This is a genomic window from Flavobacterium notoginsengisoli (assembly GCF_042686225.1).
GTDB classification, from domain to species: domain Bacteria; phylum Bacteroidota; class Bacteroidia; order Flavobacteriales; family Flavobacteriaceae; genus Flavobacterium; species Flavobacterium notoginsengisoli.
Genome location: NZ_JBHUOT010000002.1, coordinates 418578 through 442784, shown reverse-complemented (window position 1 = coordinate 442784; position 24207 = coordinate 418578). Strand labels below are relative to the sequence as shown.

Below are 24207 nucleotides of genomic sequence, written 5' to 3'. Positions count from 1 at the left end.
GCTTTACTTTTTTCAGAAATTTGCCTCTTGAAAAAAATGCAAATTATGATTTATGTTTTTAAAACTTCCGTTGACAGCCAGGCTAAATTTGAGTCGGCATCTGTATTACTAGATCAATTATTGCCCGAATCCCAGTGGAATTTTGATCTTGAAGACTGTGATAATATTTTAAGAATCGACAGTGAACTTGATATTCCGAATCTAATTCTCAATAACGGCATTTTTGATTGTATCGAATTAGAATAAAATTACCCTCAACCTCTTCATAAAAAAATATGGAAACCAAATTATATCAAAACCGAACTTTTGATACTGTAGATTACTCCGATCAGAGTTTATCGAATGTGGAATTTGTAAACTGCGAATTCATTAACTGTAACTTTTCTAAAAGTGATTTGAGTCATAACGATTTCTTAGATTCTACTTTTAAAAACTGTAATTTATCATTGGCTGTTCTTAAGAACACAGGTTTAAAAAACATCAAATTTATCGGATGCAAATTAATGGGATTGGATTTTAATGCCAGCAATAGTTTTTTATTCTCCATGAATTTCGAAGATTGTCTTTTGGATTATTCTACTTTCATTTATAAAAAGCTAAAGAAAACCAACTTTACAGATTGTTCTTTAAAAGAAACCGATTTCTCGAATACGGATTTGTCTTTAGCTGTTTTTAAAAACTGTGATCTTTCCGGTGCTACTTTCGTTGAAAGTATTTTGGAAAAAACCGATTTCAGAACTTCCAGAAATTATGCTTTCGATCCTTCAGAGAATAAAATTAAAGGAACTAAAGTTTCGCACATTGCACTTGCAGGATTACTGGAAAAATTTGATTTAGTTATTGAATAATTTAAAAGTTCTTCTTTTAGAATCATCATAAAAACAGAAAGCGGAATACAATTTAACTTGTATCCCGCTTTTCCTATTTATTAACCATGAATTCTTATTTTATCCAACGTGGATCTCCAATATTATTATCTTTTAATGTTTGATTACCAATTGTAAAATCGCCACTTGCAGCATTTGTAAACTGAGGGTTTAATGCAGACCCTGCAGAATCTGCTCTAAGAGGTGATGTTGGATTTGCTAAATTTAGCGTTGCTGCATTATAATAATTATTATTAGAGAACGTAGGTGCCACTGTTGCAGCTTGATTAGCATATCTCGCCACTGTTTCAGCAAATATTGAATTACGAACAGTAGTAGCATTTGAAACAAAACGAACATAAAGCACTTGATAACCACTAGCCGAAACAGTATTTGTAACTCCATAAAATGTACAACTATCAATTAATGTATTACTTGTTAGTCCTGTTCCTGACAAAGTTGCCGCTGCATCTAATCTGATAAAAGCTCTTGCAGCTGCACATTTATTAAATGTACTCTTTGTTAGAACAATATTATTAACATAACTAGTTCTAAAATCGATAAATTCTCCTGTAGCAGCTGTATCAATATTTGTGAAAATAGAATTTTCTATTGTAATTGATTCAATTTTAGCCACAATATTTGATGTTGTATTAGTAAATGATCCTAAGTAATCATGTACTGTGCATCCGCTTACTAATAATTTTCCATAATTACCATTTTGGTTGTATTTTACGATATCAGTCTGTGTATTATCCCCATTTAATTCTAAATCTACTAAATTTAGTGATGTAGCACCTGCATTGAGTGTGAACCTCACACTAAGTTTTGGTTTGTCTCCTGGACGTAGACCTCTTATGGTTATTGGTTTATTTAAAATAATTTCTCCTGTATAAACAGTATAATTTCCTGGCATCAAAACTAAAATTGCATCTGCGGCGGCAGCTTGAACTTTTGCATTCAGATCATCTTCTGGTTTAACTAAAATGCCTGTACCGATATCAATTCCTGTTTTAAATGTAGCATCTCCTCTTTTCTTTGTTCCATTGTACAAAACAGCAGTATAATCTGTTTCTGGTGTAAGTCCTGTTATTGTAGCAACTCCAGCTGTTTTTTCAGCCGGTGTTATTGCATGAATAATATTTCCGGGGTTTAAAACAATTTGAGTCACACTGCTATTTGGAGTCCATCTCAAAGTTACCTCTTTTGCTTCAATATCAGCATCCTGCACAGGAAACATGATTTGCTCAGATAAAGTAGTAGCAGTTGTAATCGACCATTTAGAATCTTCAATACCAGCAGCGCTTACTGCCTTTACTCTTATCGAATAAGTAGTTTCTCCTTCTAATGCTACTTGAATAGGAAGTTCTGTTGGTGCTACATTTATAGTTTTATAAATTGTGCCAAAACTAGGATCATCTGCACTAAATTCTACTACAAAATGATCTGCATTTTCGCCTTTTTTAACTGTCCAAGTCAATTCAACTGTAGTTTTATTTCTAATTGTAGCTTTAAGTCCAATTGGAGAAAATTCTCTTGTATTTCCTATACCGTCTAATAACGCTTCATTATAACTTTCACAGCTAGAAACAGCAATCGAAAGAAACAATACGGCTATTAATCCTTTAAATATATTTATTGTTTTCATGATAATAACTTCTAATTGATTATTAATTTCTAAAGATTTTCATAACCGTAATCATTTTTTAATTGACCATTACTTGCACTAATAAACACTTGCCATATTGGCCAAAATTGTCTGTTATCAGGATTAACTCCTGGTTTGTACAATGAAGCTATCTTAGTATCAGCTGCTGTGCCTGTCCAAGTCCATGAAGTAGATGAATACAATACTCCCGGATTTGTAGTTTCTCCGCGATTAAGCCCGTAAATATCTAAACTTACATTATCCGCTTTATATTTATAATACAAAGTTGCTGGCACATCAGCATACTGTCCTGAGCGAGCTGATAGTTCTGTCATTTTTTGTTTTGCTTCGTCTAATTTTACTTTAAGCAAATTCCAACGAATAAGCGCTTGTTTACGCTCCATTTCTCCTGTAAATTCATATTTATTTTCCAAAACAAGAGCATTAAACATTGCATCCTTACTAGTTAAACCATCTACATAAGCGTCAACTTTTACAGCCTGATTAGCTGATGCAAATGATCTTCTGCGGATTTCTTTTAAATAAGGTGCTGCTGCACTTGGTCCTTCTAATTCGTTTGCCGTTTCAGCAGCTATAAGAAGTACCTCAGCATAACGCATGTACATTTTATTAACTCCGTCATCATTTGTAGATGTCACATAACGTTTCATCCATTCGTAACGATATTTACCAAAATACCACGTATCTAATGAACCTAATTCTTGTTTTGCAATTCCATTAACTGCTGCACCATATTTATAAGGTACACAAGTAACATCTCTACGAGTATCTGCTTGATCGTAATCGTAGAAAACAAATGGCAATGGTCCAGCTACACCTCCACGGTTAGCACCATTAGCTTGAAATTGATCTGCAGCAGCAGTATGTTTTACAGCAAACGTAAACAACATTCTACCACGTCCGTCAGAAAAAGGAAGTTCCCATAGAGATTCTCCTCCTGCTGTAGTAACTTCTTCGTTGTATTTTCTCCATAATCCTTCAAAAGTAGATTCTAAACGAGCAGAACCACTTTGGATTACTTCACGAGATTCTTTTAATGCCAATGCATACATAGCAGCAACTGAAAGATCTGGATCATTACTTCTTCTTACTCCATCAGGATATTGTTGGAAACCACTTGCAGCCAAAGCCAAACGTGCTCTAAATCCTTTTACAAAAGCCTTATTAACGTGTTCTACTGTACTTGTATATGAAGTTTGATTAGGCCACGCCACCAACGTAGATGCCTCTCCCAAATCTTGAATTATTTGCTTGTAAATAACGTCTCTGCTTGATTTAGGCAAATATAAAGTTGCTGTAGATATTGGTTCAAAACGAGCTGGAACATCTCCCCAAGTTTTAAGCAAGTCAGCATAGTAAATCGCTCTAAGGGTTAAAGCCTCTCCTAGTAATTGCCCCATTTCGCTACCAGCCACAGGGTTTCCATATTGACGTAAACCTACAATACAAATATTGGCACGCTCAATACCTTGATACATCATTGCATAAGCATTATTGGTAGTATTCATTTCGGTATTGGTTGGCTTAGGATCATAAACGCAAAGATCTGCTTTGTCTCCTGCCGTTTGTGAAGCAGCAAACCATTCTACGTCAGTATTAAGTCCGTAATATGGTAAAAATCTTCCTCTATAAGAGTTTGTTTCAGCAAATGGCACTTTTATTCCATCAATAGCTCCTTTTGCAAGTGCTACTTCAGAAAAGATCAAAGATGGCTCTAGTGTCGATTTTGCAGGTGTATCTAGGTAATCATCTTCAAATTGCTGGCAAGAACTAAATAAACCCGAAATTATCAATCCTGCTATTATTATTTTATGTTTCATTTTTGTAATCGTTTAAATTAGAAATTAAGATTCATACCAAAAATCATTTGCCTGCTTCTTGGATAAGGACTCGAATCAACCCCAGGAGTAAGTGGAGTTTTTCTTTTTGTTGAAACTTCTGGGTCAGAACCAGAATAGTTAGTCCAAACAAAAATATTGCTTCCTGTCAAGTAAAATCTCAATTTAGAAACTCCAAGTTTAGATGTAAACATCTCAGGCATTGTATACCCTAATGTCAACGTATTCAATCTTAAGAAAGATCCATCTTCAACTGCCCAATCAGTAAAGATAGCTTGTCTCATATATGGAGACCACATCGTTGTATTGGCATTTAAATCTGCCAACGCTGTAGGATCTGTTACTAATTGGCCTGTTGCAGGATCTAAGTTAGTCCATCTTTTTCCATCAGCCATCGTAGAATTTAAGTTCTTATATTTTCCAGAAGCTGTAGCTGTAGAAAACTCAATTTTATCAGCATTGTATACGTCATTACCAATACTCCAGTTAAAAGCCGCCATTAAGTCAAAACCATAAGCGTTACCGTTAATAACAAAACCTCCTGAACTTTTAGGATTAACATTACCAATAACTGTTTTATCCTTACCATCTACTACGTTATCTCCATTAACATCTTTAAGTTTCATGTCTCCAGGTTTAAGAGAACTTCCGTCACCAACTAAAGAAGTAGAAGTATTCACTACACCACTTTTTAAGACATATTTTCCTCCAACATAATCAAAGTCTGAAACTTCATATCTTCCATCATTTTTGTAACCGTACATACTTCCTAAAGAAGAACCAACCGCTATAAGATAATCATCTCCAATTTGTGAAGAAGCCCAATTAGTAGCTGCACCAAAATCATTCATAATACCCAATGAGTTAATACGATTTTTGTTTACTGCCATGTTGAATGAAAAATTCAATCCATATTTCGCTTTTTCAATTGCAACAACGTTTATAGTAGCCTCGAAACCTTTATTTTGGTTTTGTCCCATGTTACGGTATTGAAAATCATATCCAACTCCTGAAACTGGGAAATTAAGCAATAAGTCGTTTGTTAGATTTTTATAGATATCAAAATTACCACTTAAGCGATTTTTGAAAAATGCAAAATCTAAACCAATGTTCTGAGTAACTGTTGTTTCCCATTTCAAATCAGGATTAGGCATTGTTTTAGAAGGTGCCCAAACGCTAGTAACTCCATTAAGCCATGTTGTTGGTGTAGATTGAAAAATTTGAATTTGCTGTCCAACAGGAATATTATTATTACCTGCTTCACCATAACTCGCTCTTAATTTTAAAAGACTTAACCAAGTTTTATTTTTTAGCCAATTTTCTTCAGACATTTTCCATCCTGCTGCAAAAGCTGGGAAATATCCCCAACGGTTTGTTCCTAAAAATTTACTAGATCCATCTGCACGGAATGTCGCTGAAAGTAAATAACGATTTTTGTAATCATAATTTGCACGTCCGAAGAAAGATAATAATCTATCATCAGGGCTGTAATAATTATCTACTGCTTGAGGAACACCTTGTGTCGTAAGTGTTTTTGCTTTTTCAAAATCAAAGAAACTTGGGTATCCATGTATTGTATTTGTTATTGTATTTGTAGTATAGGTAATACTTTCTTCCCCAAGAAGAGCAGTCAAATGATGATCCTCTCCCATTATTTTTTTGAAGTCGTAATTTAATGTATTAGCATTTCTAAAACGTTTCTGTTTGCCATCTGACATAATCATTGCAGGTAAACCTTGTAAAGTAGCTGTTGGCGAATTATTTACGTAATAAGTTGATCTTCCGTAAAAACGATAATCTGTAATGTTAGAATTATCTAAACCTAAATCTACTTTCAATTTCAAATTATCAACAATTTCCCATCCAAAACTTCCTAACATATTAAAGTTTTTACGAAACTGCTGTGCGTTATTATCTGATATCGCTGTAAAAGGATTTATTAAAACATCTGTTCCGTCTCCAGTAGTATCATCTGATGTCAAACCTTGTACAGGAAGCGGTGCGTAACCCACAATAGTACGCATACGAGAATCTGAAGAAGATTTTTCGTTTTGCTCGTTTACACCACCACCATCAATTTCTGTATCTGAATAACGCATTGTAAAAGCTACATCAATCTTATCATTTAATTTGCTTTTTAAAGCTAATGCTAAGTTGTTTCTTCTGTAATCTGAACCTACCATGATTGCTTTTTCATCGTAACGAGCATAATTAAAGTTATAATTAAGCTTATCCGTTCCGCCTCTAATTCCTAAATCACGGCTTTGCACCTCGCCTGTACGTCCAAAGATCTGCTTTTGCCAATTATCTCCTTTTAAACCATTGTACATGTCGTGATCTTCCCAATTTCCAAAATATTTAGTGTATGAATCTGGATTAGTAGGCACTTTTGTACCGCTTTGAGAAAGTAAAGCATACTCATATTGCCATTTAGTATAATCTTCTGGTGCCAAAACATCAATTTGTTTAGCCATTGTTTTCATACCGTAGAACATATTGAAGTTCACCGCCATTTTTCCATCTTTACCGCTTTTTGTAGTAATCAAAATTACTCCATTTGCACCACGTGATCCGTAGATTGCAGTTGAAGCAGCATCTTTTAAAACAGTCATGGAATCGATATCTGATGAAGAAATATCATTCATACTATTAATAGGAAATCCATCCACAATAATCAATGGTGAAGAATCTTGAGTAAGTGAACCACCTCCACGAACTCTAATTTTAATCTCTGCATCTGGAGACCCCTCTGCTGCAGTTACCTGCACACCAGCGATTCGACCTGTCAAAGCCTCAGCAACATTTGCTACTGGCACTTTCTTCAAATCATTACCTGAGATAGTAGCTACCGCCCCCGTCAAATCAGATTTTTTAGATGTCCCATATCCAATTACAACAACCTCATTCAGGTTATTAGAATCTTCGGTCATCGTTGCATTTACTTTCGATTTTCCTTCTGTAGAAATATCGATACCCTTAAATCCTATAAAAGAAAAACTCAATACCGCTTTCGGATTGGTTAATTTTATTTTATAGTGACCGTCAAAGTCGGTAGAGGTTCCGTTCTTAGTTCCTTTCTCCAGGACATTTACTCCCGGTAGAGAAAGTCCTGCGGCGTCTTTCACGGTTCCCTCTATAGTTGTGCCCTGTGCATACATTTGACTGCCGGTCAAAAAGCACAGTAAGAAAACAAGTTTAAAGCAAAAATTTGCTCCTTTGTTTAATAGTTCTTTAAAGTTCATGGTTGATTGTTTAAGTTGTTAATTTTTTTCGTTTTGGTTTAAGTGGTTTTTTGTGGTTACTTTCAATTCATTTTTTAAATTATTACAGGTATTATTTTATTCTTAATTTTCCTATATCCTCAAATAACAGTGTTAATTCCTGCTACTTTTTAGTTCTTATCACTTAATCGATTTCGAACATCAAAAAAAATGTTGTAATCGATTACACAAACATAGATATTTTTTTTAAACGAAAAATAAATTCTCATAAAAATTTGCTAAAAAAAATTACATATTGAAATTTTTATTGCTTTTTTATGTGAGATATATAATTTATCTTAACTTAAAATATTAAAAATATTATTACTAATCGTTCATTTGATTCTATTTTTATAAAAAAAACAATCGATTACATGAATATTAATTACGAAATTATTAGGTGTTATTTTTACACTTAAAAAATGAAGGAGATGCTAAAAAAAATGAAAAACCGAAATAAAACACCTTGTTTTTTAAAGCGTATTTTCCTATAAAAAGAAGAAAAAAGACAATATCAGACTCAAATCAATCAATCTTGAACATAAAAAAAGCCCTTAAACAAAAGTTAAGGGCTTCAAAAAGAAGTAAAAAATGTTTTTAAATATGCTGAACTGTTACTTGTTTACGGTGTAATCTCATCAATATGAATGTGATAACCATTCCTATAATTGACATTACAACACCGACTAAATTTGGTGATGAGTAACTAAATCCTGCCGCCAAAGGCAATCCGCCAAGAAAAGCTCCTAAAGCATTGCCAATATTAAAACTTCCCTGAAGGGAAGCTGAAGCAATCATTTCTGCTCCTTTTGCAGTGCGAATCATAAGCATTTGAATTGGCGCAATAACAGAGAAAGAAATCGCCCCCGTTAAGAATGTCAAAAATAACGATACGTATTGATTAAAAGAGAAAAAATAAACCAAAACCAAATCAGTTGACATTACTAATAATAATGCTAATGTAGTGGGTGCCGGCGAAAATCGGTCCGCCAATTTACCTCCTGCAAAGTTCCCTACAACCATTCCTAATCCAGCCAAAATCAAGATATACGAGACATCTTCTGGAGAAAATTTAGACACATTTATCAATAAAGGAGCAATATAACTGATCCAAGCAAATAATCCGCCGAAACCAATTGCCGTAATACCTATAATTAACCAGGCTTCTGTTTTCTTAAAAAATTGAAGCTGTGTTTTCATATTTACGCTTTCTCCTTTTTCTAGATTCGGCATCCAGAAATAAATAGCTAAAAATGTGAGCAGACCTACAATAGCAATCAATACAAAAGTATAACGCCAAATAAAGTGATGTCCAATATAAGTTCCAATTGGCACACCTATTAAGTTTGCAATTGTTAAACCGGCAAACATGATAGAAATTGCCTGCGCCTCTTTTCCTTTATCTGCCAAACGGCTTGCGACTACCGCTCCAACTCCAAAGAATGCTCCATGCGGTAATCCAGAAAGAAATCGGGAAGCAAATAAAACATTATAATCAGGAGCAATAATGGACAAAGCATTAAAAACTGCCAGCATTAAAGCTAAAATTAAAAGCATTTTTTTAGGCGCATAATTTCTTCCTGCGATTACCAATAAAGGTGCTCCAATAACAACTCCAAGTGCATAAGCCGAAATTAAATATCCTGCCACAGGAATTGAAACTTTCATATCTGAAGCAATATCAGGCAGTAAGCCCATCATTACAAATTCTGTAATTCCAATAGTTAACCCTCCTAATGAGAGTGCAATAAGACTTTTTTTCATTTTATTAAAAGTAGAAAGGAATGATTTCTACGTTGCAAAATTAACACCGTTAAGCGGAATAGAAATTGTATATTTACAACATAAAATTGTACATTTAAGTTATGCCGAAGTTAAATCAGTTTCAAACGCTTGTACTTGATGAATTTGAAGAAGAGAAATTTCATCTTCCGCCTCATACACATACCTACTATGAGATTATCTACATCAAAAAAGGAAGCGGTGTTCATCATTTAAACAACAATCTTCTTCCTTACAAAGCGGGAGATCTCTTTGTAATTTCGCCAGACGACGAACATTATTTTGATATCAAGAAGAGTACAGGATTCATTTTCATTAAATTCACAGATAATTATTTCAACTCGAAACAGAATCTGACCTGCGATGACTTTTTGGTCAATACTCCCGAAAGTTTCATGAGAGATAAAATTTTAAAAGAGACCGTTTTAAAGTTTGATGAACCTTGCAAAACGATTCTCAAAAACACAGTAGAAAACATTGTAACTTATGGTAAGTATATCGATGTTACCACTTCTCCAATTGTATTCTATCAGATTCTTTCGATTTTTGGTTTAATTAAGGAAACCATTCGAGGTATGAATTTACAAATGAAATCGACACATTTGGATAATGAACAAATTTCCAATTATATTCATCAGAATATTTATCAGCCAAAATTGGTTCAGATCAAAGTAATTGCCGCTCATTTTAATATAGCACAAACCTATTTCAGTGCTTATTTCAAGAGAACTTTTGGTGTTAGTTATCGTGAATACATTCATAACTTAAGAACTACCTTAATCGAAAAAAGATTTCATAACAATCAATTGCCGATTAAACAAATTGCGTACGAATTTGGTTTTACCGATGAAAGTCATTTGACAAACTATTTCAAAAAACGGAAAAACATGAAACCAACCGATTATAAGAAACTCTAGTTAGCAAAATCTTAAATAGTGATTTACTCGAACATTTTTAGTTAAATTTGTATTTCTAAAAACAATTTCTTTGAAAAAGAAAATCCATATAATACTACTTTTTATAACACTTAGTTTCTTTTTGAATCCGGGTTATACTTATGCATGCAATAATGGACATCACAAAGAAATGACTCAAAAAGATGAAAACAGCTGTTCTAAAAAATGCTGTGAAAAGAAAACCTCAAAACAAGAAAAGCATAATTGTGATGGAAAATGCCGCCATTCGGGCTGTACAACTTCTGCACTGCAATTTGTTATTTTGACTTCAAATAACTTTGATTTTCAAAATGATGTGTTCAATTTCGGTTTAAAAAATACTTTTTCTTATTACCCAGAAATAACCATTTCTTCTGGTTTTACTTCCATTTGGCTGAAGCCGAAAATATAATTATTGCATTTATGACAGCCCATATTGGGTCTTTTTTGAATCCAAAAATTTTAAATTAATCTAAAGGAATTTCAAAATTCTTTATCAAATACAAATACAATGAAAAAATCAATTATAGCTTTAACAGCAACAATCGCAGTATTATTTTCTACAACTATTATTCAGGCAAGCACAAATAATACTGAAGCAACAACAATCGAAATTGCCGACTCTCAATTACAATCTGTTTTCGATGCTTACTTTACTGTAAAAGATGCCCTTATTAAAAGTGACAGCAAACTGACTTCGGCGAAAGCTGCAACTTTATTAACTGCTATTACAGCGGTAAAAATGGATAAACTAAAAAGCAACGAACATACTGTTTGGATGAAAGTGGTAAAGAAATTAACCGCCGACGCTAAAAGTATTTCAGCAACAACAGATCTTAAAAAACAACGTGAGACTTTTAAATCTTTATCTAAAGGAACTTATGACTTAATAAAAGTTTCAAGTCCAACCGAACCAATCTACAAACAATATTGCCCAATGGCAGATGCTGATTGGTTAAGCAAAGAAAAAGCAGTGAAAAACCCATATTATGGTTCTTCGATGTTGACTTGTGGAAACGTGGTTGAAACAATCAAATAAATATGAAGCTTTACATCAAAAACATGGTGTGCAGCCGATGCAAAATGGTTGTGAAGTCTGAGTTTGAAAAACTCGGACTTCAAACTATTGCTGTAGAATTGGGAGAAGTAGAACTGAAAGAAGAAATCAGCAACAACCAGAAGGAAATTTTACTAGAAAATCTACAAGCTTTAGGCTTCGATTTAATCGATGATAAAAAAACAAAAACGGTAGAAAGAATAAAAAATCTAATCGTCGATTTAGTTCATCATAAAAACAATGATCTTAAAATCAATTTGTCTGATCATTTAGCTGAAAATCTAAATCAGGACTACAATTCCCTGAGCAATTTATTCTCTGAAATAGAAAACACTACAATTGAAAAGTATTTCATCAGTCAGAAAATTGAAAAAGTAAAAGAATTATTGATTTACAATGAGCTTTCGCTAAGTGAAATTGCTGATATTTTAAATTATAGTAATGTAGCGCATTTAAGCAATCAATTCAAAAAAATTACGGGTTACACTCCTACTTCATTCAAACAATTGAAAGAAAAAAAACGTATTCAGATCGAAAATATATAATTTCTCGCAAAGCCCCAGAGGCGCAAAGTTATTATTTCACGCAGATTTTTAAAGATTTAAGCAGATTCGGCAGATATTTATTTGCAAATTAATCTGCGATATCTGCATGAAAATTTTATTCCAAAGATTGTAAACATAGCCAATGGTTTCAACCATTGGAACACAATCATCAGTACCTAATAATTATCTCAAAGCAAATTCATCACAATACGTCCCCAAGGTTGAAACCTTGGGCTATGTTTAAATACAGTTCGCAAAGTAATCTACACAAAGCTTTGCGAACTTTTAAAAATCTCAAATAAAAAAAACTTATTCTCCTTTGCGTAAATCTTAGCGCTCTTTGCGGTTAAATAAAATTTAGTAAATCTTACAAATCATTCCCAAAATTCTACAAATCAAACTCGACAATAGTTAAGAAATTTGCATTGTAATACTTAAAAACCAATACAATGACTCATCAATATATAATTTCAGGAATGTCGTGCAATGGATGCCGAACTAAAGTAGAAAAAACTTTAAATGAAGTTGAAGGCGTTCAGGCAGAAGTAACACTAAATCCTCCAACGGCTACCATAACAATGGAAAAGCATGTTCCGACAGAAAAATTTCAAGAGGTTTTGTCTGCTGCAGGAAATTATACTATCGAAATGAATTCTCCTAAAAATCATGGAGAATCAGCTGTTAAATTATGCTGTTCAGGTCACAAAAAAGAGCATCATGACCAACATAAATCAGAAACAAAAAAAATGCATCAGAAGAGTGCAAATGGCGTTTATTACTGTCCAATGCATTGCGAAGGAGATAAAACCTATAACAAACCTGGAGACTGTCCAGTTTGCGGAATGGACTTGGTACCTCAAGTTGCAATAACTACAACACAATTTACTTGTCCGATGCATCCGGAAATTGTTTCAAACGAACCTGGCGACTGTCCGATTTGCGAAATGGATTTGGTTCCGATGCAGGCTTCTGAAAGTGAAGAAAACAAAACCTATTCTGATTTATTGAAGAAAATGAAAATTTCGATTTTGTTTACGCTTCCTATTTTCATTATTTCAATGTCAGAAATGATTCCGAATAATCCACTTTACAATATAATGTCTATTGAAAAATGGAATTGGGTTCAATTCTTATTTTCAATTCCTGTTTTGTTTTATGCGGGCTGGATGTTTTTTATTCGCGCTTACAAATCGATTGTGACTTGGAATTTAAATATGTTTACTTTAATTGGAATCGGAACCAGTGTTGCTTTCCTATTTAGTATTGTCGGAATGTTTTTTCCTGATATTTTCCCAGACGAATTCAAATCGCATCACGGAACGATTCATTTGTATTTTGAAGCAGCGACTGTAATTATCACTTTAGTTTTACTAGGACAATTATTGGAAGCCAAAGCACACGGACAAACAAACGGGGCGATAAAAGAATTATTGAAATTAGCTCCGACCGAAGCGACTTTAGTAGAAAAAGGAATTGATAAAGTAATCTCCATTCACACTATCCAAAAAGACGATTTATTAAGAGTAAAACCCGGAGAGAAAATTCCCGTTGATGGAAAAATCTATTTTGGTGAAAGCAGTATCGATGAATCTATGATTACGGGAGAACCTATTCCTGTTGATAAAAAAACAGGCGACATAGTAATTTCAGGAACGATAAACAGTACAAAGTCATTTGTTATGATTGCTGAGAAAGTAGGTTCAGAAACTATGTTGTCACAAATTATACAAATGGTAAATGACGCCAGCAGATCTCGCGCGCCAATTCAGAAATTAGCCGACCGAGTTTCTAAATATTTCGTACCGACAGTTGTTATTATTTCGATTTTGACATTCTTTCTTTGGGCAAAATTTGGCCCAGAACCCGCTTACGTTTACGGACTGATCAATACAATTGCCGTATTAATTATTGCCTGTCCCTGTGCGCTTGGATTGGCAACTCCGATGTCAGTTATGGTTGGCGTTGGGAAAGGGGCACAAAACGGAATCCTGATCAAAAATGCCGAAGCTCTGGAAAACATGAATAAAATTGATGTTTTAATTACCGATAAAACGGGAACCATTACGGAAGGAAAACCATCTGTAGAAAAAATATATTCGGTTAATAATGAGGAAAATTTCCTGCTTCAAAATATTGCTTCGTTAAATCAGCATAGCGAACATCCTTTGGCGCAGGCCGTAGTCAATTTCGCGAAATCAAAAAATAGTTCATTCAAAGAAGTTCAAGGTTTTGAAACTATTGCTGGGAAAGGAGTTTTAGGAACTATCGAAAACAAAAAAGTCGCTTTAGGAAATAAAAAATTAATGGATGAAATCGGTGTTTCTATTTCTAATGATTTAGAACAAAAAGTAACTGCTGAACAAAATCTTGGAAAAACTATTTCTTATATATCTATAGAAAAAGAAGTTTTAGGTTATGTTGCGATTACCGATGCTATTAAAGAAAACAGTGCAAAAGCCATTAAAGAATTAATTGCGCAAGGCGTTGAGGTTATCATGATGACGGGCGATAATCACAACACAGCAAAAGCTGTTGCGGAGCATTTGCATTTGAGTTCTTTTAAAGCGGATTGTCTTCCAGAAGATAAACTAAAAGAAATTGAACGCCTTCAATCACAAGGAAAAATTGTAGCCATGGCTGGAGACGGAATTAACGATGCACCTGCTTTGGCTCAATCCAATATCGGAATTGCAATGGGAACAGGAACTGACGTTGCGATAGAAAGCGCTAAAATCACTTTGGTAAAAGGCGATTTAAACGGAATCGTAAAAGCTAAAAACCTCAGCCATGCGGTAATGTCAAATATCAAACAGAATTTATTTTTTGCTTTTATATATAATACTTTAGGCGTGCCAATTGCAGCTGGGATTTTATATCCATTTTTAGGGATTTTGCTTTCGCCGATGTTGGCTGCGGTGGCAATGAGTTTGAGTTCTGTTTCGGTAATCGTAAATGCTTTGCGATTGAGAAATCTAAAATTGTAGGTTAGGCGTAATTATTTCAACACATAGAAACATAGCTTTGCATTGTGGTAAAGGCGTTTCACTTGCATAAATACACATAGCTATGTGTGGAAACTAGTTTCTTTTATGCTCTTTTTTTAGACAGAATCCCGATAGCTATCGGGAATATCTCTACGTGTTAAAAATAAATTGTGTTCAATGTAGACCAACGATTTAAAATTATAATGTATCATGAAAATCAAATACCTCTTTATATTTTTCTTAATTGCTTTTCAGTTAAAGGCCCAAAAAGTAGTGCGTTACGATTTACACGTTCGTGATACGATTGTCAATTTTTCAGGTAAAGAAAAACGTGCGATTGCTGTAAACGGACAAATTCCAATGCCAACTCTGACTTTTACCGAAGGTGATATTGCCGAAATTTACGTTCATAACGAATTAAAAAAAGAAACGACTTCGATGCATTGGCACGGATTATTTCTTCCTAATAAAGAAGATGGAGTTCCCTATCTAACTCAAATGCCTATTGAACCCGGAACAACTCATAAATATTCTTTTCCGATTATTCAGAATGGAACGTATTGGTATCACAGTCATTCGGGCTTACAGGAACAAATTGGTTTGTACGGACTTTTTATCATCAACAAGAAAAAAGACGATCCAACTATTCGAAAAGGAATTGATGATTTGCCAACGATTCCGGTTATTTTAAGCGAATGGTCAGATCTTAAACCAGAGAATATTCAGCGAATGTTGCACAATGCCAATGATTGGTTTGCTATCAAAAAAGGAACAACGCAAAGTTATTCCGAAGCTTTGAAAAAAGGGCATTTTTCAACCAAAGTTACCAACGAATGGAAACGAATGAATGCTATGGATGTCAGCGATGTTTATTATGAAAAGTTTCTCATTAATGGAAAAAACGAGCAACAGATTTCAGACCTGAAACCCGGCTCAAAAGTTCGATTACGAATTGCAAATGGAGGCGCTTCGAGTTATTTCTGGCTGACTTATGGCGGAGGAAAAATTACCGTTGTAGCCAGCGACGGAAATGATGTTGAACCTGTAGAAGTCGATCGTTTAATTATTGCCGTTTCTGAAACTTATGATATTGTCGTTACAATTCCAGAAGATCATAAATCTTTTGCTTTTTTGGCTACAGCCGAAGACAGAACGGGATCTGCATCTTTGTTTTTAGGAAATGGAGAAAAACAGCCTGTTCATCATCTTTCAAAACTAAAATATTTTGAAGGTATGAAAATGATGAACGATATGATGAAAATGAATGGCGAAATGAACGATATGGGTATGAATATGTCTCTGAACAAAATGGACATGAATGCCGTAATGTATCCGGAAATTTCTGGGGAAGATGAAAATGCAAAACCTGCGATGGATCATTCCAATCATAATATGGATGATATGAAGATGGAAAGTGACAGCACCGAAACTTCTGAAATTGTGACTCTGAATTATGGAATGCTGAAATCTCCTTTCAAAACCAATCTTCCAAAAGACGCTCCTGTAAAAGAATTGCGTTTTACACTTTCTGGAAATATGAATCGCTACGTTTGGAGTTTGGACAATAAAGTAGTTTCTGAAACCGATAAAATTTTAATCAAAAAAGGAGAAAACGTTCGTATCGTTTTATATAATGGATCAATGATGCGCCACCCAATGCATTTACATGGACATGATTTTAGAATCTTGAATGAACACGGCGACTATTCTCCTCTGAAAAATGTAATTGATATTATGCCAATGGAAACCGATACGATCGAATTTCAGGCAAATGCTGATGGCGACTGGTTTTTTCATTGTCATATTTTGTATCACATGATGGCTGGAATGGGAAGAATTTTTAGTTATGAAAATTCAGCTCCAAATCCGTTGATTCATCATCCGGAAATGGCTTTCAAAATGTTGAAAATGGATGATCGAATGTTTCATTTTATGGCAGAAAATGATTTTGCAACCAATGGAAATGACGGTGAAGCGATGTTCAGCAATACACGTTGGAGCATTGGAACGGAATGGAGATTAGGTTACAATGACAAACACGGTTATGAAACCGAAACTCATATTGGTCGTTATATCGGAAAAAATCAATGGTTAATGCCTTTTATTGGTTTTGACTGGCGCTATCGAAAAATGGGAATGGACGAACAGGAACAGAATCTTTTCGGACAAAAAAATACCAAAGACAATCGTTCGGTTTTCAGCATCGGTGCGGAATATACTTTACCAATGCTTATAAAAGCACAAGTTGAGGTTTATACGGATGGAAATGTGAGAGTACAATTTGAACGAAAAGACATTCCGATTTCGCAACGACTTCGAATGAATTTAATGTGGAATACGGATAAAGAATATATGGCGGGACTTAAATATATTGTCGCTAGAAACTTCGGAATCACAACGCATTATGACAGCGATATGGGAATTGGTTTTGGGGTTAATTTGAATTATTAATACTACATTAGCATAGAAATTTTATTCAATTACTATGTTTGGTGAACCTCATTTTATTGCATTATTACAATACAAAAGTACCGAAGAAGGCGGCCGAAAAACTGCAGCAAGCTCTGGATACAGACCACACATAAAGTTTTCATTTGATGAATATATGACTTCTGGAATGCAACTTTTCATTGGTACAGAATTTGTACTTCCAGGAGAATCAGTTTCTGCAGCGATAAGCATTTTATCTTTCGAATATTTTGAAGGCAAACTATATGAAGGTTTAGAGTTTGATTTTCGTGAAGGTGCACGCATAATTGGAACGGGAAAAATAACTGAAATTGTAAATCCGAAACTAAAACGTAATTTCCAAAAATGAAAAAAATAAATTTATTATTCTTGTTCCTCTTCACTTTTCTCCTAACAAGTTGCGATCCTTCACAAGGTATTCTTTTTACCAATAAAGGTGAAAGCAACGTAAAAGTAAAACTAATTATCAATTCGGCAGTTAAAAACGATCAATTGGATGAGATGAAAAAAGGAGATTCAATTGTTTTTAAATTAATTCCGCATAATCCGGAAGAAACAGAAGGTCATATTTATTTTGGAAGAGGACGATGGAACGATGAAAATATTAGCGAAATCAGTAAATCGATTAAAAGCATTGAAATTGAAAATGATAATTATAAGATAGGATACAAATCTCAACCTGCAATACGGAATTTACTAAAAGAAAACTATAAGGGTATAATCATGAAATCGTTAAACATTAAAATTGATGATGATTTTTTCAAATAAAAATTAACAATGAAGAAAATATTTGTCTTCTTAATAATGTTTACCAGAATAAATGCATCAGCGCAATTTGCAGTTATAAAAGACAATGACGGATACGTGAACATTAGAACTGAAGCATCGAAAGGAAATAATACTTCAGACAAATTGAATAACGGTTTTGTAGTGTATTGTTTTGAACCAAAAAACAATTGGATCAACATTGATTATTCCAAAAATGACAAAGACAAAAATGGTTATCTATACAAAGACAGAGTTCAATATTTAACTGAATTCACAAAAATTCCTTTAATCAAAGAAACTCAAACTAAAGTTATTTTTGAGAAAGATGATCTTATCATTAGTATTGAAAGCAAAAAATTCGAATCAAATTTGGAAAAATTAACCTTCTTAGGTAACAACAAATCTTTTCTAAAAGAAATTAACGGAAAATCCTTTTGGGGTACTGATGGTGAAATTCCTAAAATGACTTACAAAAAAATAACTTTAATTATTGACAAAAAAACTATTGAACTTCCTAAAAGCTCTTTTGATGATTTATTTGAACCTACTCTTTTTAACACTCGAATAAATTATGACTCAAAATCTGACATTCTATATATATCATCTAGTAATAGCGACGGAGCTGGTGGATATGAAATTGTTTGGATCATAGAAAAAGGACAATATAAAGAGCGTAAAGTTGCTTATGGCTTCTAGTAAAGAAAACTCACTTTTACCAAAACATTAACAAGAGAACTATTCTTACAAACAATAAATCCATCTATATTTGATTCACTCAATTATAATTCTTCTAACAAAAAACAATTAAAACAAAATGACAAAAGTAATCACAATCGTTACCGTTGCTTTATTTACAATTAGCGTAAGTGCTCAGGACACAAAACCGGCATCAAAAGATAAAGCTAAAAAAGAATCTTGTTGTAAAAAGACAGCAGACAAAAAAGACAAAAAATCTTGTTGTGCTAAAAAGTAACGGTAAGTTATAAAGTAAAAGGCTTCGAATTGTTCGAAGCCTTTTTTTGTAGTCAAAATAAAAACCAAATAAAATTCTGTATATATTTGAATTTCATTGCTTAAATAAACCAACACCTAAATTTTATGGGATTAGACATGAGACCTTTGGGAAAACCCAAACCTGGATTTGAAAATAGATTCAAACAAATAATGCATATTATTCAAGGAAAAGAAAAACAGGAACTCAGCTTCTTTGACAAACTAAAAGGGAAAAAGGTTTTGTCTAAAGAAGAGCTTCTGGAAGAATGGTTTGAAAACCAAATTCAGAGTTATGAAACTATCAAAGCACCTAGAGTTGGATATGATCAAATTGCGAATGACTGGATAAGGGAAAGGTACAATGAAAGTGATAAGGAACTCTCTGAAGAGGATTTTCTAAAAGAATATAATGGCTTTTATGTAATTGAACTATCTAAAGAACCTGATGCTGTACCAATTTACCGAGCAATGGGGCAAGATGAAAATGTATTTAGAGGCCAATTTCTATCTGATTGCGTCGATGTAATTGGCGAAGATTTAGTAAATGAAGCTTGGGATACTAAATTTGCTGACGAAGCATTAGATTATGGAAATCGTTTAATGGAAAAAGCTTTAAAAATTGCTAGAGAAAACAATCTGGAATATCTAAAAAATGAAAAATATCCGCCAGAAAATGCTGATGAAACAAGTATAGAGAGCAAATTACACATTGTTTTTTCATTAGCAAAATGGCTTATTTTTTATGGAAAAAATGGGCATGGCTATGAAGCAGACTTTTAAACTTAGAGAATAAACAAAAGGCTTCAAACAATTCGAAGCCTTTTTTATGTTTTTTCGCCACGAATTTCACTAATTTACACTAATAACTTTGCATTTAAAATTTGTGCTAATTCGTGAAATCCGTTGCAAACAAAACCTTATTTCACTCGAATACTCCATTCAAAATCCATTTCCGAAACTTGGACACCTTCTTCATTTGTTCCGATAGATTTCATCCAGAACGTCTGTCCATCTCCGGTTTCGATTGTTTTTTTAATCGCATCAGCAATTAAATGTCCGTCGTTGCATACGAAAGTTATTCTTCCGGTTGCTTTTTTGGTAAAGTTTCCTTTGTTATTGGCTACTAACATTGATATTTTCTTTCCGCTCTGTTGAATTTGAGAAATAACCAAAGCGCCTGTTGTCAATTCTGCCGCCATAGCCTGAACTGCAAAATACATCGAATTAAAAGGATTCTGATTAATCCATCTGTGTTTGACTGTTACAGTACAACTTGAATCATTTATATCCTTAACACGAACCCCGCAGAAGTAGGCTGAAGGAAGTTTAAACAGAACGAACTTATTAAGTTTTGATACAGAAAGTGCCATGTGATTTATTTTTTTATGTAAAAATACAAAAAAACTATGCGCGCACAATAAATTATTTGACTATCAGAATAAACTCAACAAATCCAATCCTTCCCGATGATTTTCAGCAATTTAAACAAAAAACTCACCTCTTCTTTTTGTTAAAATTATGTTAATATTTGGTACTATGCAAAACAAGATACTAGTTTTTAGACATATATTTGCATAAGAAATTACTATATACTTTTAATCATGCAATCATCAACACCACTCATCATGGAAAAAACATCAGAAAAGAATACAGCAGCATTTACTCATTTGAGTACATTAAGTCAATATATAATTCCGTTTGGGAACTATATTTTTCCGTTAATCATCTGGACAAATTACAGAGACAGATCTGAATTTGCAGATCATCACGGAAAACAGGCTTTGAACTTTCAGTTAAGCTTATTGCTTTATACTTTGATTTTAGCACTTATTGCTATACCAATTTTTATATCTGTCATCTTACAGAATATTCCAATAGAAGCTGTTTTTAATGATCGTGATTTTGTGATTAGAAACTTCGATTTTCAATCACATATCGGAATGCTAAGTGTAGGAATTACAGCTGTAGTACTTTTTGGATTACTAAAATTTGTTGAATTCTTTTTAGTGATTTATGCTTCAATAAAAGCCTCAAACGGAGAATTATATAAATATCCAATTACGATTCCTTTTATAAAGTAATCCTGAAACAGGTTAAAAGTTATATTCGAAATCAATCATCAATCAATCATCATCAATCAAAAAACGAATTGTTCAATCAAAAAAAAACAAAATGAAATTATGAACATTGAAAACACAAAAGCACAGATGCGCAAAGGTGTTCTTGAGTTTTGCATCTTATCAGTACTAAAAGAAAAAGATGCTTATACATCAGAAATATTAGACACTTTAAAAAACGCAAAATTACTAGTTGTAGAAGGAACTGTTTATCCGTTGTTAACTAGATTAAAAAATGACGGTTTACTTAATTATCGCTGGGAAGAATCGACCTCAGGGCCACCACGAAAATATTATGGATTAACCGAGATAGGACAAACTTTTTTAAATGAACTTAGCGGTACCTGGACAGAATTGTCTGACGCTGTAAACTTAATCACCAATCAAAATCAATAAGTCATGAACAAAACAGTAAATATTAACTTAGGCGGGATGTTTTTTCACATCGATGAAGACGCATACTTAAAATTGACACGCTACTTTGACGCTATAAAACGATCACTTAACAACTCTTCTGGTCAGGATGAAATTATTAAAGATATCGAAATGCGTGTTTCTGAATTATTAACAGAGAAACAAAAAAGTGAAAAGCATGTTGTAGGACTGAAAGATGTTGATGAAGTGATTGCGGTGATGGGACAACCGGAAGATTACAGACTGGAAGACGAAGAAAATTCAAATCAATCTTTTAATAATTACAGTCAAAGAAAACACAAAAAATTATACCGTGATAAAGAAAAAGGTTTAATTGGAGGTGTCGCTACAGGGTTAGGTCATTATTTTGGAATTGATGCAGTTTGGATTAAAATCATTTTCCTGATCTTCGTTTTTGCAGGTTTTGGAACTGGAATTTTAGCTTATTTCGTTCTTTGGATCGTAACTCCTGAAGCGGTTACAACTTCAGAAAAACTGGAAATGACAGGAGAGCCGGTAACTATTTCGAACATCGAAAAAAAAGTTCGTGAAGAAATTGACACCCTTTCTGAAAAATTCAAAAATGCGGATTATGACAAAATGGGAAACCAGGTAAAGTCGGGAGCTGAGAGAATAAGTAGTTCATTTGGAGACTTTATCATGACAGTTTTTAAAATTTTTGCTAAGTTTTTAGGTGTAATTCTAATCATAAGCGGAATCGCAACTTTAATCATGTTGTTAATCGGAGTTTTTACTTTAGGAACCAATATTTTTGTTGACTTCCCTTGGCAGAATTTTATTGAAGCCGGAAACTTTACAGAATATCCGCTTTGGTCATTTGGATTATTAATGTTCTTTGCTGTTGGAATTCCGTTCTTTTTCTTAACGCTTTTAGGCTTTAAATTGTTATCTCCAAACTTAAAATCAATTGGAAATATTACAAAATATACGCTGTTAGCAGTTTGGATTATTTCAATTGCCATTTTAGCAAGTATCGGAATTAAACAGGCAACTGAAATCTCTCATGATAATAAAGTAATTGAAAAGAAAACCATAAACATCAAAACAACTGACACATTGTATGTAAAGTTCAAATACAGTGATTATTATACAAAAAGTCTTAATCATTACAGAGAGTTTGAATTTGTACAGGATTCTGCTAACAATGAATTGATTTATTCAAATGACGTTCGATTACATGTTTTACATACAGACCAGACAGTTCCATTTCTTCAGATAGAAAAAAGTGCAAGAGGAAATTCTTTCACTAACGCTAAAAAAAGAGCAGAAAAAATCAATTATAAGTTTCAGGTTAATGGAAATCAATTAATTTTGGATAACTTTTTTCTGACAGATGTAAAAAACAAATTTAGAGGACAAGAAGTTGACATTTATCTATATCTTCCAGAAGGACAACTATTTAAACCAGATAGTTCTGTTAGAGATTATTTCAACTATGAAGACGATTTCTTTAACCTAAATTACAATGGAGATTACAATTATAAAGTAGAAGGATCTAAAGTTAAATGTCTGAACTGTCCGGCAGACGATAATGATGATAATGATTCAGAAGAAGTAACCACTATTGAAAATGACACTATAAATGAAGTTTCGGTTAAAATTAACGGAAAAGAAGTTATAAACGGCAAAAAAACCAAAGGAAAACTAACCACAGATAAAAACGGAGTTATAATCAAAATTAACTAAGCCATGATCAAAATAATCTTTCATATTACAAAATTTGTTATCGCAACCCTAACAGCATTATTGTTTGCTTCATGTAATTTTAACATGAATGCAATTGAAGGAAGCGGAAATGTTACGACTGAAAAAAGAACTGTTCAGGGTGATTTTACCAATATAAAGGTAAGCAACGCCATTGATGTAGTAATCGAACAAGCTGATTCTAAAGAAATCACTGTTGAAGCTGATGATAATCTTCAAAAAGAAATTGTTACTAAAGTAGAAAACGGAACATTGATTATTGAATGTAAGTACAGCTCTTTCCGTAATATTACTTCAAAAAAAGTAACCGTAAAAATGCCTGTTGTAGATAGGATTGAAGCTTCAAGTGCTTCATCTGTTCACACTAAAAATACTATCGAAGGAGAAAATATTACATTAGAGACTTCAAGTGCAGCATCTATGCAGGTAAACATTGAGTCGGACAAAATCTCTGTAGATTCCAGCAGCGGAAGCTCTGTAAATATTGAAGGTAAATCTTTAAGTGTCAGCACTTCAGTTTCAAGTGGAGGAAGTATTGATGCCGACAAATTAATGGCAAATGACATTCAGGCTGAAGCTTCAAGCGGAGGAACAATTTCTGTACGTCCAATTGTAAGTTTAAAAGCTAAGGCTTCCAGCGGAGGAAATATCAATTACAGTGGAACTCCTAAAACTATTGAGAAATCTGAAAGTTCAGGAGGAAATGTTAGCAAAAGCTAAAACAATGTAACTGTTAAATATAAAAGAAATCATTCATCAAAAGTGGATGATTTTTTTATATTTGT

General features: G+C 33.4%; 22 protein-coding genes. 17 read left to right on the top strand and 5 right to left on the bottom strand.

Translation table 11 applies throughout. From position 1 onward, the window contains the following. Positions 1-45 precede the first annotated feature (45 nt). Positions 46-246: a hypothetical protein gene (locus ACFS3A_RS07295; RefSeq protein ID WP_379824700.1), complete on the top strand. Its 201-nt coding sequence runs from the start codon at positions 46-48 to the stop codon at positions 244-246. Between the two features lie 29 nt (positions 247-275). Then, entirely contained in the window at positions 276-848 is a 573-nt protein-coding gene (locus ACFS3A_RS07290; RefSeq protein ID WP_379824699.1) for a pentapeptide repeat-containing protein, read from the top strand. Between the two features lie 94 nt (positions 849-942). Here the strand turns inward: ACFS3A_RS07290 and ACFS3A_RS07285 are convergent, their stop codons facing one another. The 4 genes from ACFS3A_RS07285 to ACFS3A_RS07270 form a co-directional block, all read right to left on the bottom strand. Further along, the gene (locus tag ACFS3A_RS07285; RefSeq protein WP_379824698.1) at positions 943-2514 is read right to left on the bottom strand and encodes a DUF5123 domain-containing protein; all 1572 of its coding nucleotides are present in this window, start codon (positions 2512-2514) and stop codon (positions 943-945) included. A gap of 29 nt (positions 2515-2543) precedes the next feature. Continuing rightward, positions 2544-4355 carry a RagB/SusD family nutrient uptake outer membrane protein gene (locus tag ACFS3A_RS07280; RefSeq protein ID WP_379824697.1) on the bottom strand — a complete coding sequence of 604 codons (1812 nt, stop codon included), beginning with the start codon at positions 4353-4355 and terminating at the stop codon, positions 2544-2546. A gap of 17 nt (positions 4356-4372) precedes the next feature. Continuing rightward, positions 4373-7615: a SusC/RagA family TonB-linked outer membrane protein gene (locus ACFS3A_RS07275; RefSeq protein WP_379824696.1), complete on the bottom strand. Its 3243-nt coding sequence runs from the start codon at positions 7613-7615 to the stop codon at positions 4373-4375. Positions 7616-8230: 615 nt separating this feature from the next. Then, a complete protein-coding gene (locus ACFS3A_RS07270; RefSeq protein WP_379824695.1) occupies positions 8231-9397 on the bottom strand; it encodes an MFS transporter in 1167 nt (388 codons plus the stop codon). A 101-nt stretch (positions 9398-9498) separates the two neighbouring features. On the opposite strand from ACFS3A_RS07270, the gene ACFS3A_RS07265 reads away from it, so the two are divergent. The 11 genes from ACFS3A_RS07265 (at position 9499) to ACFS3A_RS07215 (ending at position 19946) form a co-directional block, all read left to right on the top strand. Then, complete coding sequence (locus tag ACFS3A_RS07265; RefSeq protein WP_379824694.1) at positions 9499-10332, top strand: AraC family transcriptional regulator; 834 nt, start codon at positions 9499-9501, stop codon at positions 10330-10332. Positions 10333-10402: 70 nt separating this feature from the next. Further along, on the top strand, positions 10403-10762 hold the full coding sequence (locus tag ACFS3A_RS07260; RefSeq protein WP_379824693.1) for a hypothetical protein: 360 nt from the start codon (positions 10403-10405) through the stop codon (positions 10760-10762). Between the two features lie 99 nt (positions 10763-10861). Then, positions 10862-11389 (top strand): DUF3347 domain-containing protein, encoded by a 528-nt coding sequence (locus tag ACFS3A_RS07255; protein WP_379824692.1) that lies wholly within the window; start codon positions 10862-10864, stop codon positions 11387-11389. 2 nt (positions 11390-11391) lie between these two features. Then, positions 11392-11952, top strand: a complete 561-nt coding sequence (locus tag ACFS3A_RS07250; protein WP_379824691.1) for a helix-turn-helix domain-containing protein — start codon at positions 11392-11394, stop codon at positions 11950-11952. Positions 11953-12401: 449 nt separating this feature from the next. Beyond that, complete coding sequence (locus ACFS3A_RS07245; RefSeq protein ID WP_379824690.1) at positions 12402-14936, top strand: heavy metal translocating P-type ATPase; 2535 nt, start codon at positions 12402-12404, stop codon at positions 14934-14936. Positions 14937-15146: 210 nt separating this feature from the next. Further along, the gene (locus ACFS3A_RS07240) at positions 15147-17387 is read left to right on the top strand and encodes a multicopper oxidase family protein (protein ID WP_379824688.1); all 2241 of its coding nucleotides are present in this window, start codon (positions 15147-15149) and stop codon (positions 17385-17387) included. Positions 17388-17421: 34 nt separating this feature from the next. Next, positions 17422-17754, top strand: coding sequence for an EF-Tu C-terminal domain-related protein (locus ACFS3A_RS07235; protein WP_379824687.1), 333 nt, complete (start codon positions 17422-17424; stop codon positions 17752-17754). Then, complete coding sequence (locus ACFS3A_RS07230) at positions 17751-18173, top strand: hypothetical protein (protein WP_379824686.1); 423 nt, start codon at positions 17751-17753, stop codon at positions 18171-18173. Before ACFS3A_RS07235 ends, ACFS3A_RS07230 begins: the two co-directional genes overlap by 4 nt. Before the next feature lie 9 nt (positions 18174-18182). After that, the gene (locus tag ACFS3A_RS07225; protein WP_379824685.1) at positions 18183-18869 is read left to right on the top strand and encodes a hypothetical protein; all 687 of its coding nucleotides are present in this window, start codon (positions 18183-18185) and stop codon (positions 18867-18869) included. 118 nt (positions 18870-18987) lie between these two features. Continuing rightward, positions 18988-19146 (top strand): hypothetical protein, encoded by a 159-nt coding sequence (locus tag ACFS3A_RS07220; protein ID WP_379824684.1) that lies wholly within the window; start codon positions 18988-18990, stop codon positions 19144-19146. 125 nt (positions 19147-19271) lie between these two features. Then, entirely contained in the window at positions 19272-19946 is a 675-nt protein-coding gene (locus tag ACFS3A_RS07215; RefSeq protein ID WP_379824683.1) for a hypothetical protein, read from the top strand. A gap of 137 nt (positions 19947-20083) precedes the next feature. On the opposite strand, the gene ACFS3A_RS07210 is transcribed toward ACFS3A_RS07215, so the two are convergent. Continuing rightward, positions 20084-20536: a DUF4442 domain-containing protein gene (locus tag ACFS3A_RS07210; protein WP_379824682.1), complete on the bottom strand. Its 453-nt coding sequence runs from the start codon at positions 20534-20536 to the stop codon at positions 20084-20086. A gap of 255 nt (positions 20537-20791) precedes the next feature. Between ACFS3A_RS07210 and ACFS3A_RS07205 the strand changes: the two genes are divergently transcribed. The 4 genes from ACFS3A_RS07205 to ACFS3A_RS07190 all read left to right on the top strand — a co-directional run bounded on the left by ACFS3A_RS07205 (position 20792) and on the right by ACFS3A_RS07190 (position 24142). Beyond that, positions 20792-21247, top strand: a complete 456-nt coding sequence (locus ACFS3A_RS07205) for a DUF4870 domain-containing protein (RefSeq protein WP_379824681.1) — start codon at positions 20792-20794, stop codon at positions 21245-21247. A 99-nt stretch (positions 21248-21346) separates the two neighbouring features. After that, positions 21347-21679, top strand: a complete 333-nt coding sequence (locus ACFS3A_RS07200) for a PadR family transcriptional regulator (RefSeq protein WP_008464689.1) — start codon at positions 21347-21349, stop codon at positions 21677-21679. Positions 21680-21682: 3 nt separating this feature from the next. Beyond that, complete coding sequence (locus ACFS3A_RS07195; protein ID WP_379824680.1) at positions 21683-23404, top strand: PspC domain-containing protein; 1722 nt, start codon at positions 21683-21685, stop codon at positions 23402-23404. Positions 23405-23407: 3 nt separating this feature from the next. Further along, entirely contained in the window at positions 23408-24142 is a 735-nt protein-coding gene (locus tag ACFS3A_RS07190; protein ID WP_379824678.1) for a head GIN domain-containing protein, read from the top strand. Positions 24143-24207 lie beyond the last annotated feature (65 nt).

Bases quoted from the DNA above. Each gene is read 5' to 3' on its own strand.
- ACFS3A_RS07295 (WP_379824700.1), top strand. From the start codon at position 46: ATGATTTATGTTTTTAAAACTTCCGTTGACAGCCAGGCTAAATTTGAG.
- ACFS3A_RS07290 (WP_379824699.1), top strand. From the start codon at position 276: ATGGAAACCAAATTATATCAAAACCGAACTTTTGATACTGTAGATTAC.
- ACFS3A_RS07285 (WP_379824698.1), bottom strand. From the start codon at position 2,514: ATGAAAACAATAAATATATTTAAAGGATTAATAGCCGTATTGTTTCTT.
- ACFS3A_RS07280 (WP_379824697.1), bottom strand. From the start codon at position 4,355: ATGAAACATAAAATAATAATAGCAGGATTGATAATTTCGGGTTTATTT.
- ACFS3A_RS07275 (WP_379824696.1), bottom strand. From the start codon at position 7,615: ATGAACTTTAAAGAACTATTAAACAAAGGAGCAAATTTTTGCTTTAAA.
- ACFS3A_RS07270 (WP_379824695.1), bottom strand. From the start codon at position 9,397: ATGAAAAAAAGTCTTATTGCACTCTCATTAGGAGGGTTAACTATTGGA.
- ACFS3A_RS07265 (WP_379824694.1), top strand. From the start codon at position 9,499: ATGCCGAAGTTAAATCAGTTTCAAACGCTTGTACTTGATGAATTTGAA.
- ACFS3A_RS07255 (WP_379824692.1), top strand. From the start codon at position 10,862: ATGAAAAAATCAATTATAGCTTTAACAGCAACAATCGCAGTATTATTT.
- ACFS3A_RS07250 (WP_379824691.1), top strand. From the start codon at position 11,392: ATGAAGCTTTACATCAAAAACATGGTGTGCAGCCGATGCAAAATGGTT.
- ACFS3A_RS07245 (WP_379824690.1), top strand. From the start codon at position 12,402: ATGACTCATCAATATATAATTTCAGGAATGTCGTGCAATGGATGCCGA.
- ACFS3A_RS07240 (WP_379824688.1), top strand. From the start codon at position 15,147: ATGAAAATCAAATACCTCTTTATATTTTTCTTAATTGCTTTTCAGTTA.
- ACFS3A_RS07235 (WP_379824687.1), top strand. From the start codon at position 17,422: ATGTTTGGTGAACCTCATTTTATTGCATTATTACAATACAAAAGTACC.
- ACFS3A_RS07230 (WP_379824686.1), top strand. From the start codon at position 17,751: ATGAAAAAAATAAATTTATTATTCTTGTTCCTCTTCACTTTTCTCCTA.
- ACFS3A_RS07225 (WP_379824685.1), top strand. From the start codon at position 18,183: ATGAAGAAAATATTTGTCTTCTTAATAATGTTTACCAGAATAAATGCA.
- ACFS3A_RS07220 (WP_379824684.1), top strand. From the start codon at position 18,988: ATGACAAAAGTAATCACAATCGTTACCGTTGCTTTATTTACAATTAGC.
- ACFS3A_RS07215 (WP_379824683.1), top strand. From the start codon at position 19,272: ATGGGATTAGACATGAGACCTTTGGGAAAACCCAAACCTGGATTTGAA.
- ACFS3A_RS07210 (WP_379824682.1), bottom strand. From the start codon at position 20,536: ATGGCACTTTCTGTATCAAAACTTAATAAGTTCGTTCTGTTTAAACTT.
- ACFS3A_RS07205 (WP_379824681.1), top strand. From the start codon at position 20,792: ATGGAAAAAACATCAGAAAAGAATACAGCAGCATTTACTCATTTGAGT.
- ACFS3A_RS07200 (WP_008464689.1), top strand. From the start codon at position 21,347: ATGAACATTGAAAACACAAAAGCACAGATGCGCAAAGGTGTTCTTGAG.
- ACFS3A_RS07195 (WP_379824680.1), top strand. From the start codon at position 21,683: ATGAACAAAACAGTAAATATTAACTTAGGCGGGATGTTTTTTCACATC.
- ACFS3A_RS07190 (WP_379824678.1), top strand. From the start codon at position 23,408: ATGATCAAAATAATCTTTCATATTACAAAATTTGTTATCGCAACCCTA.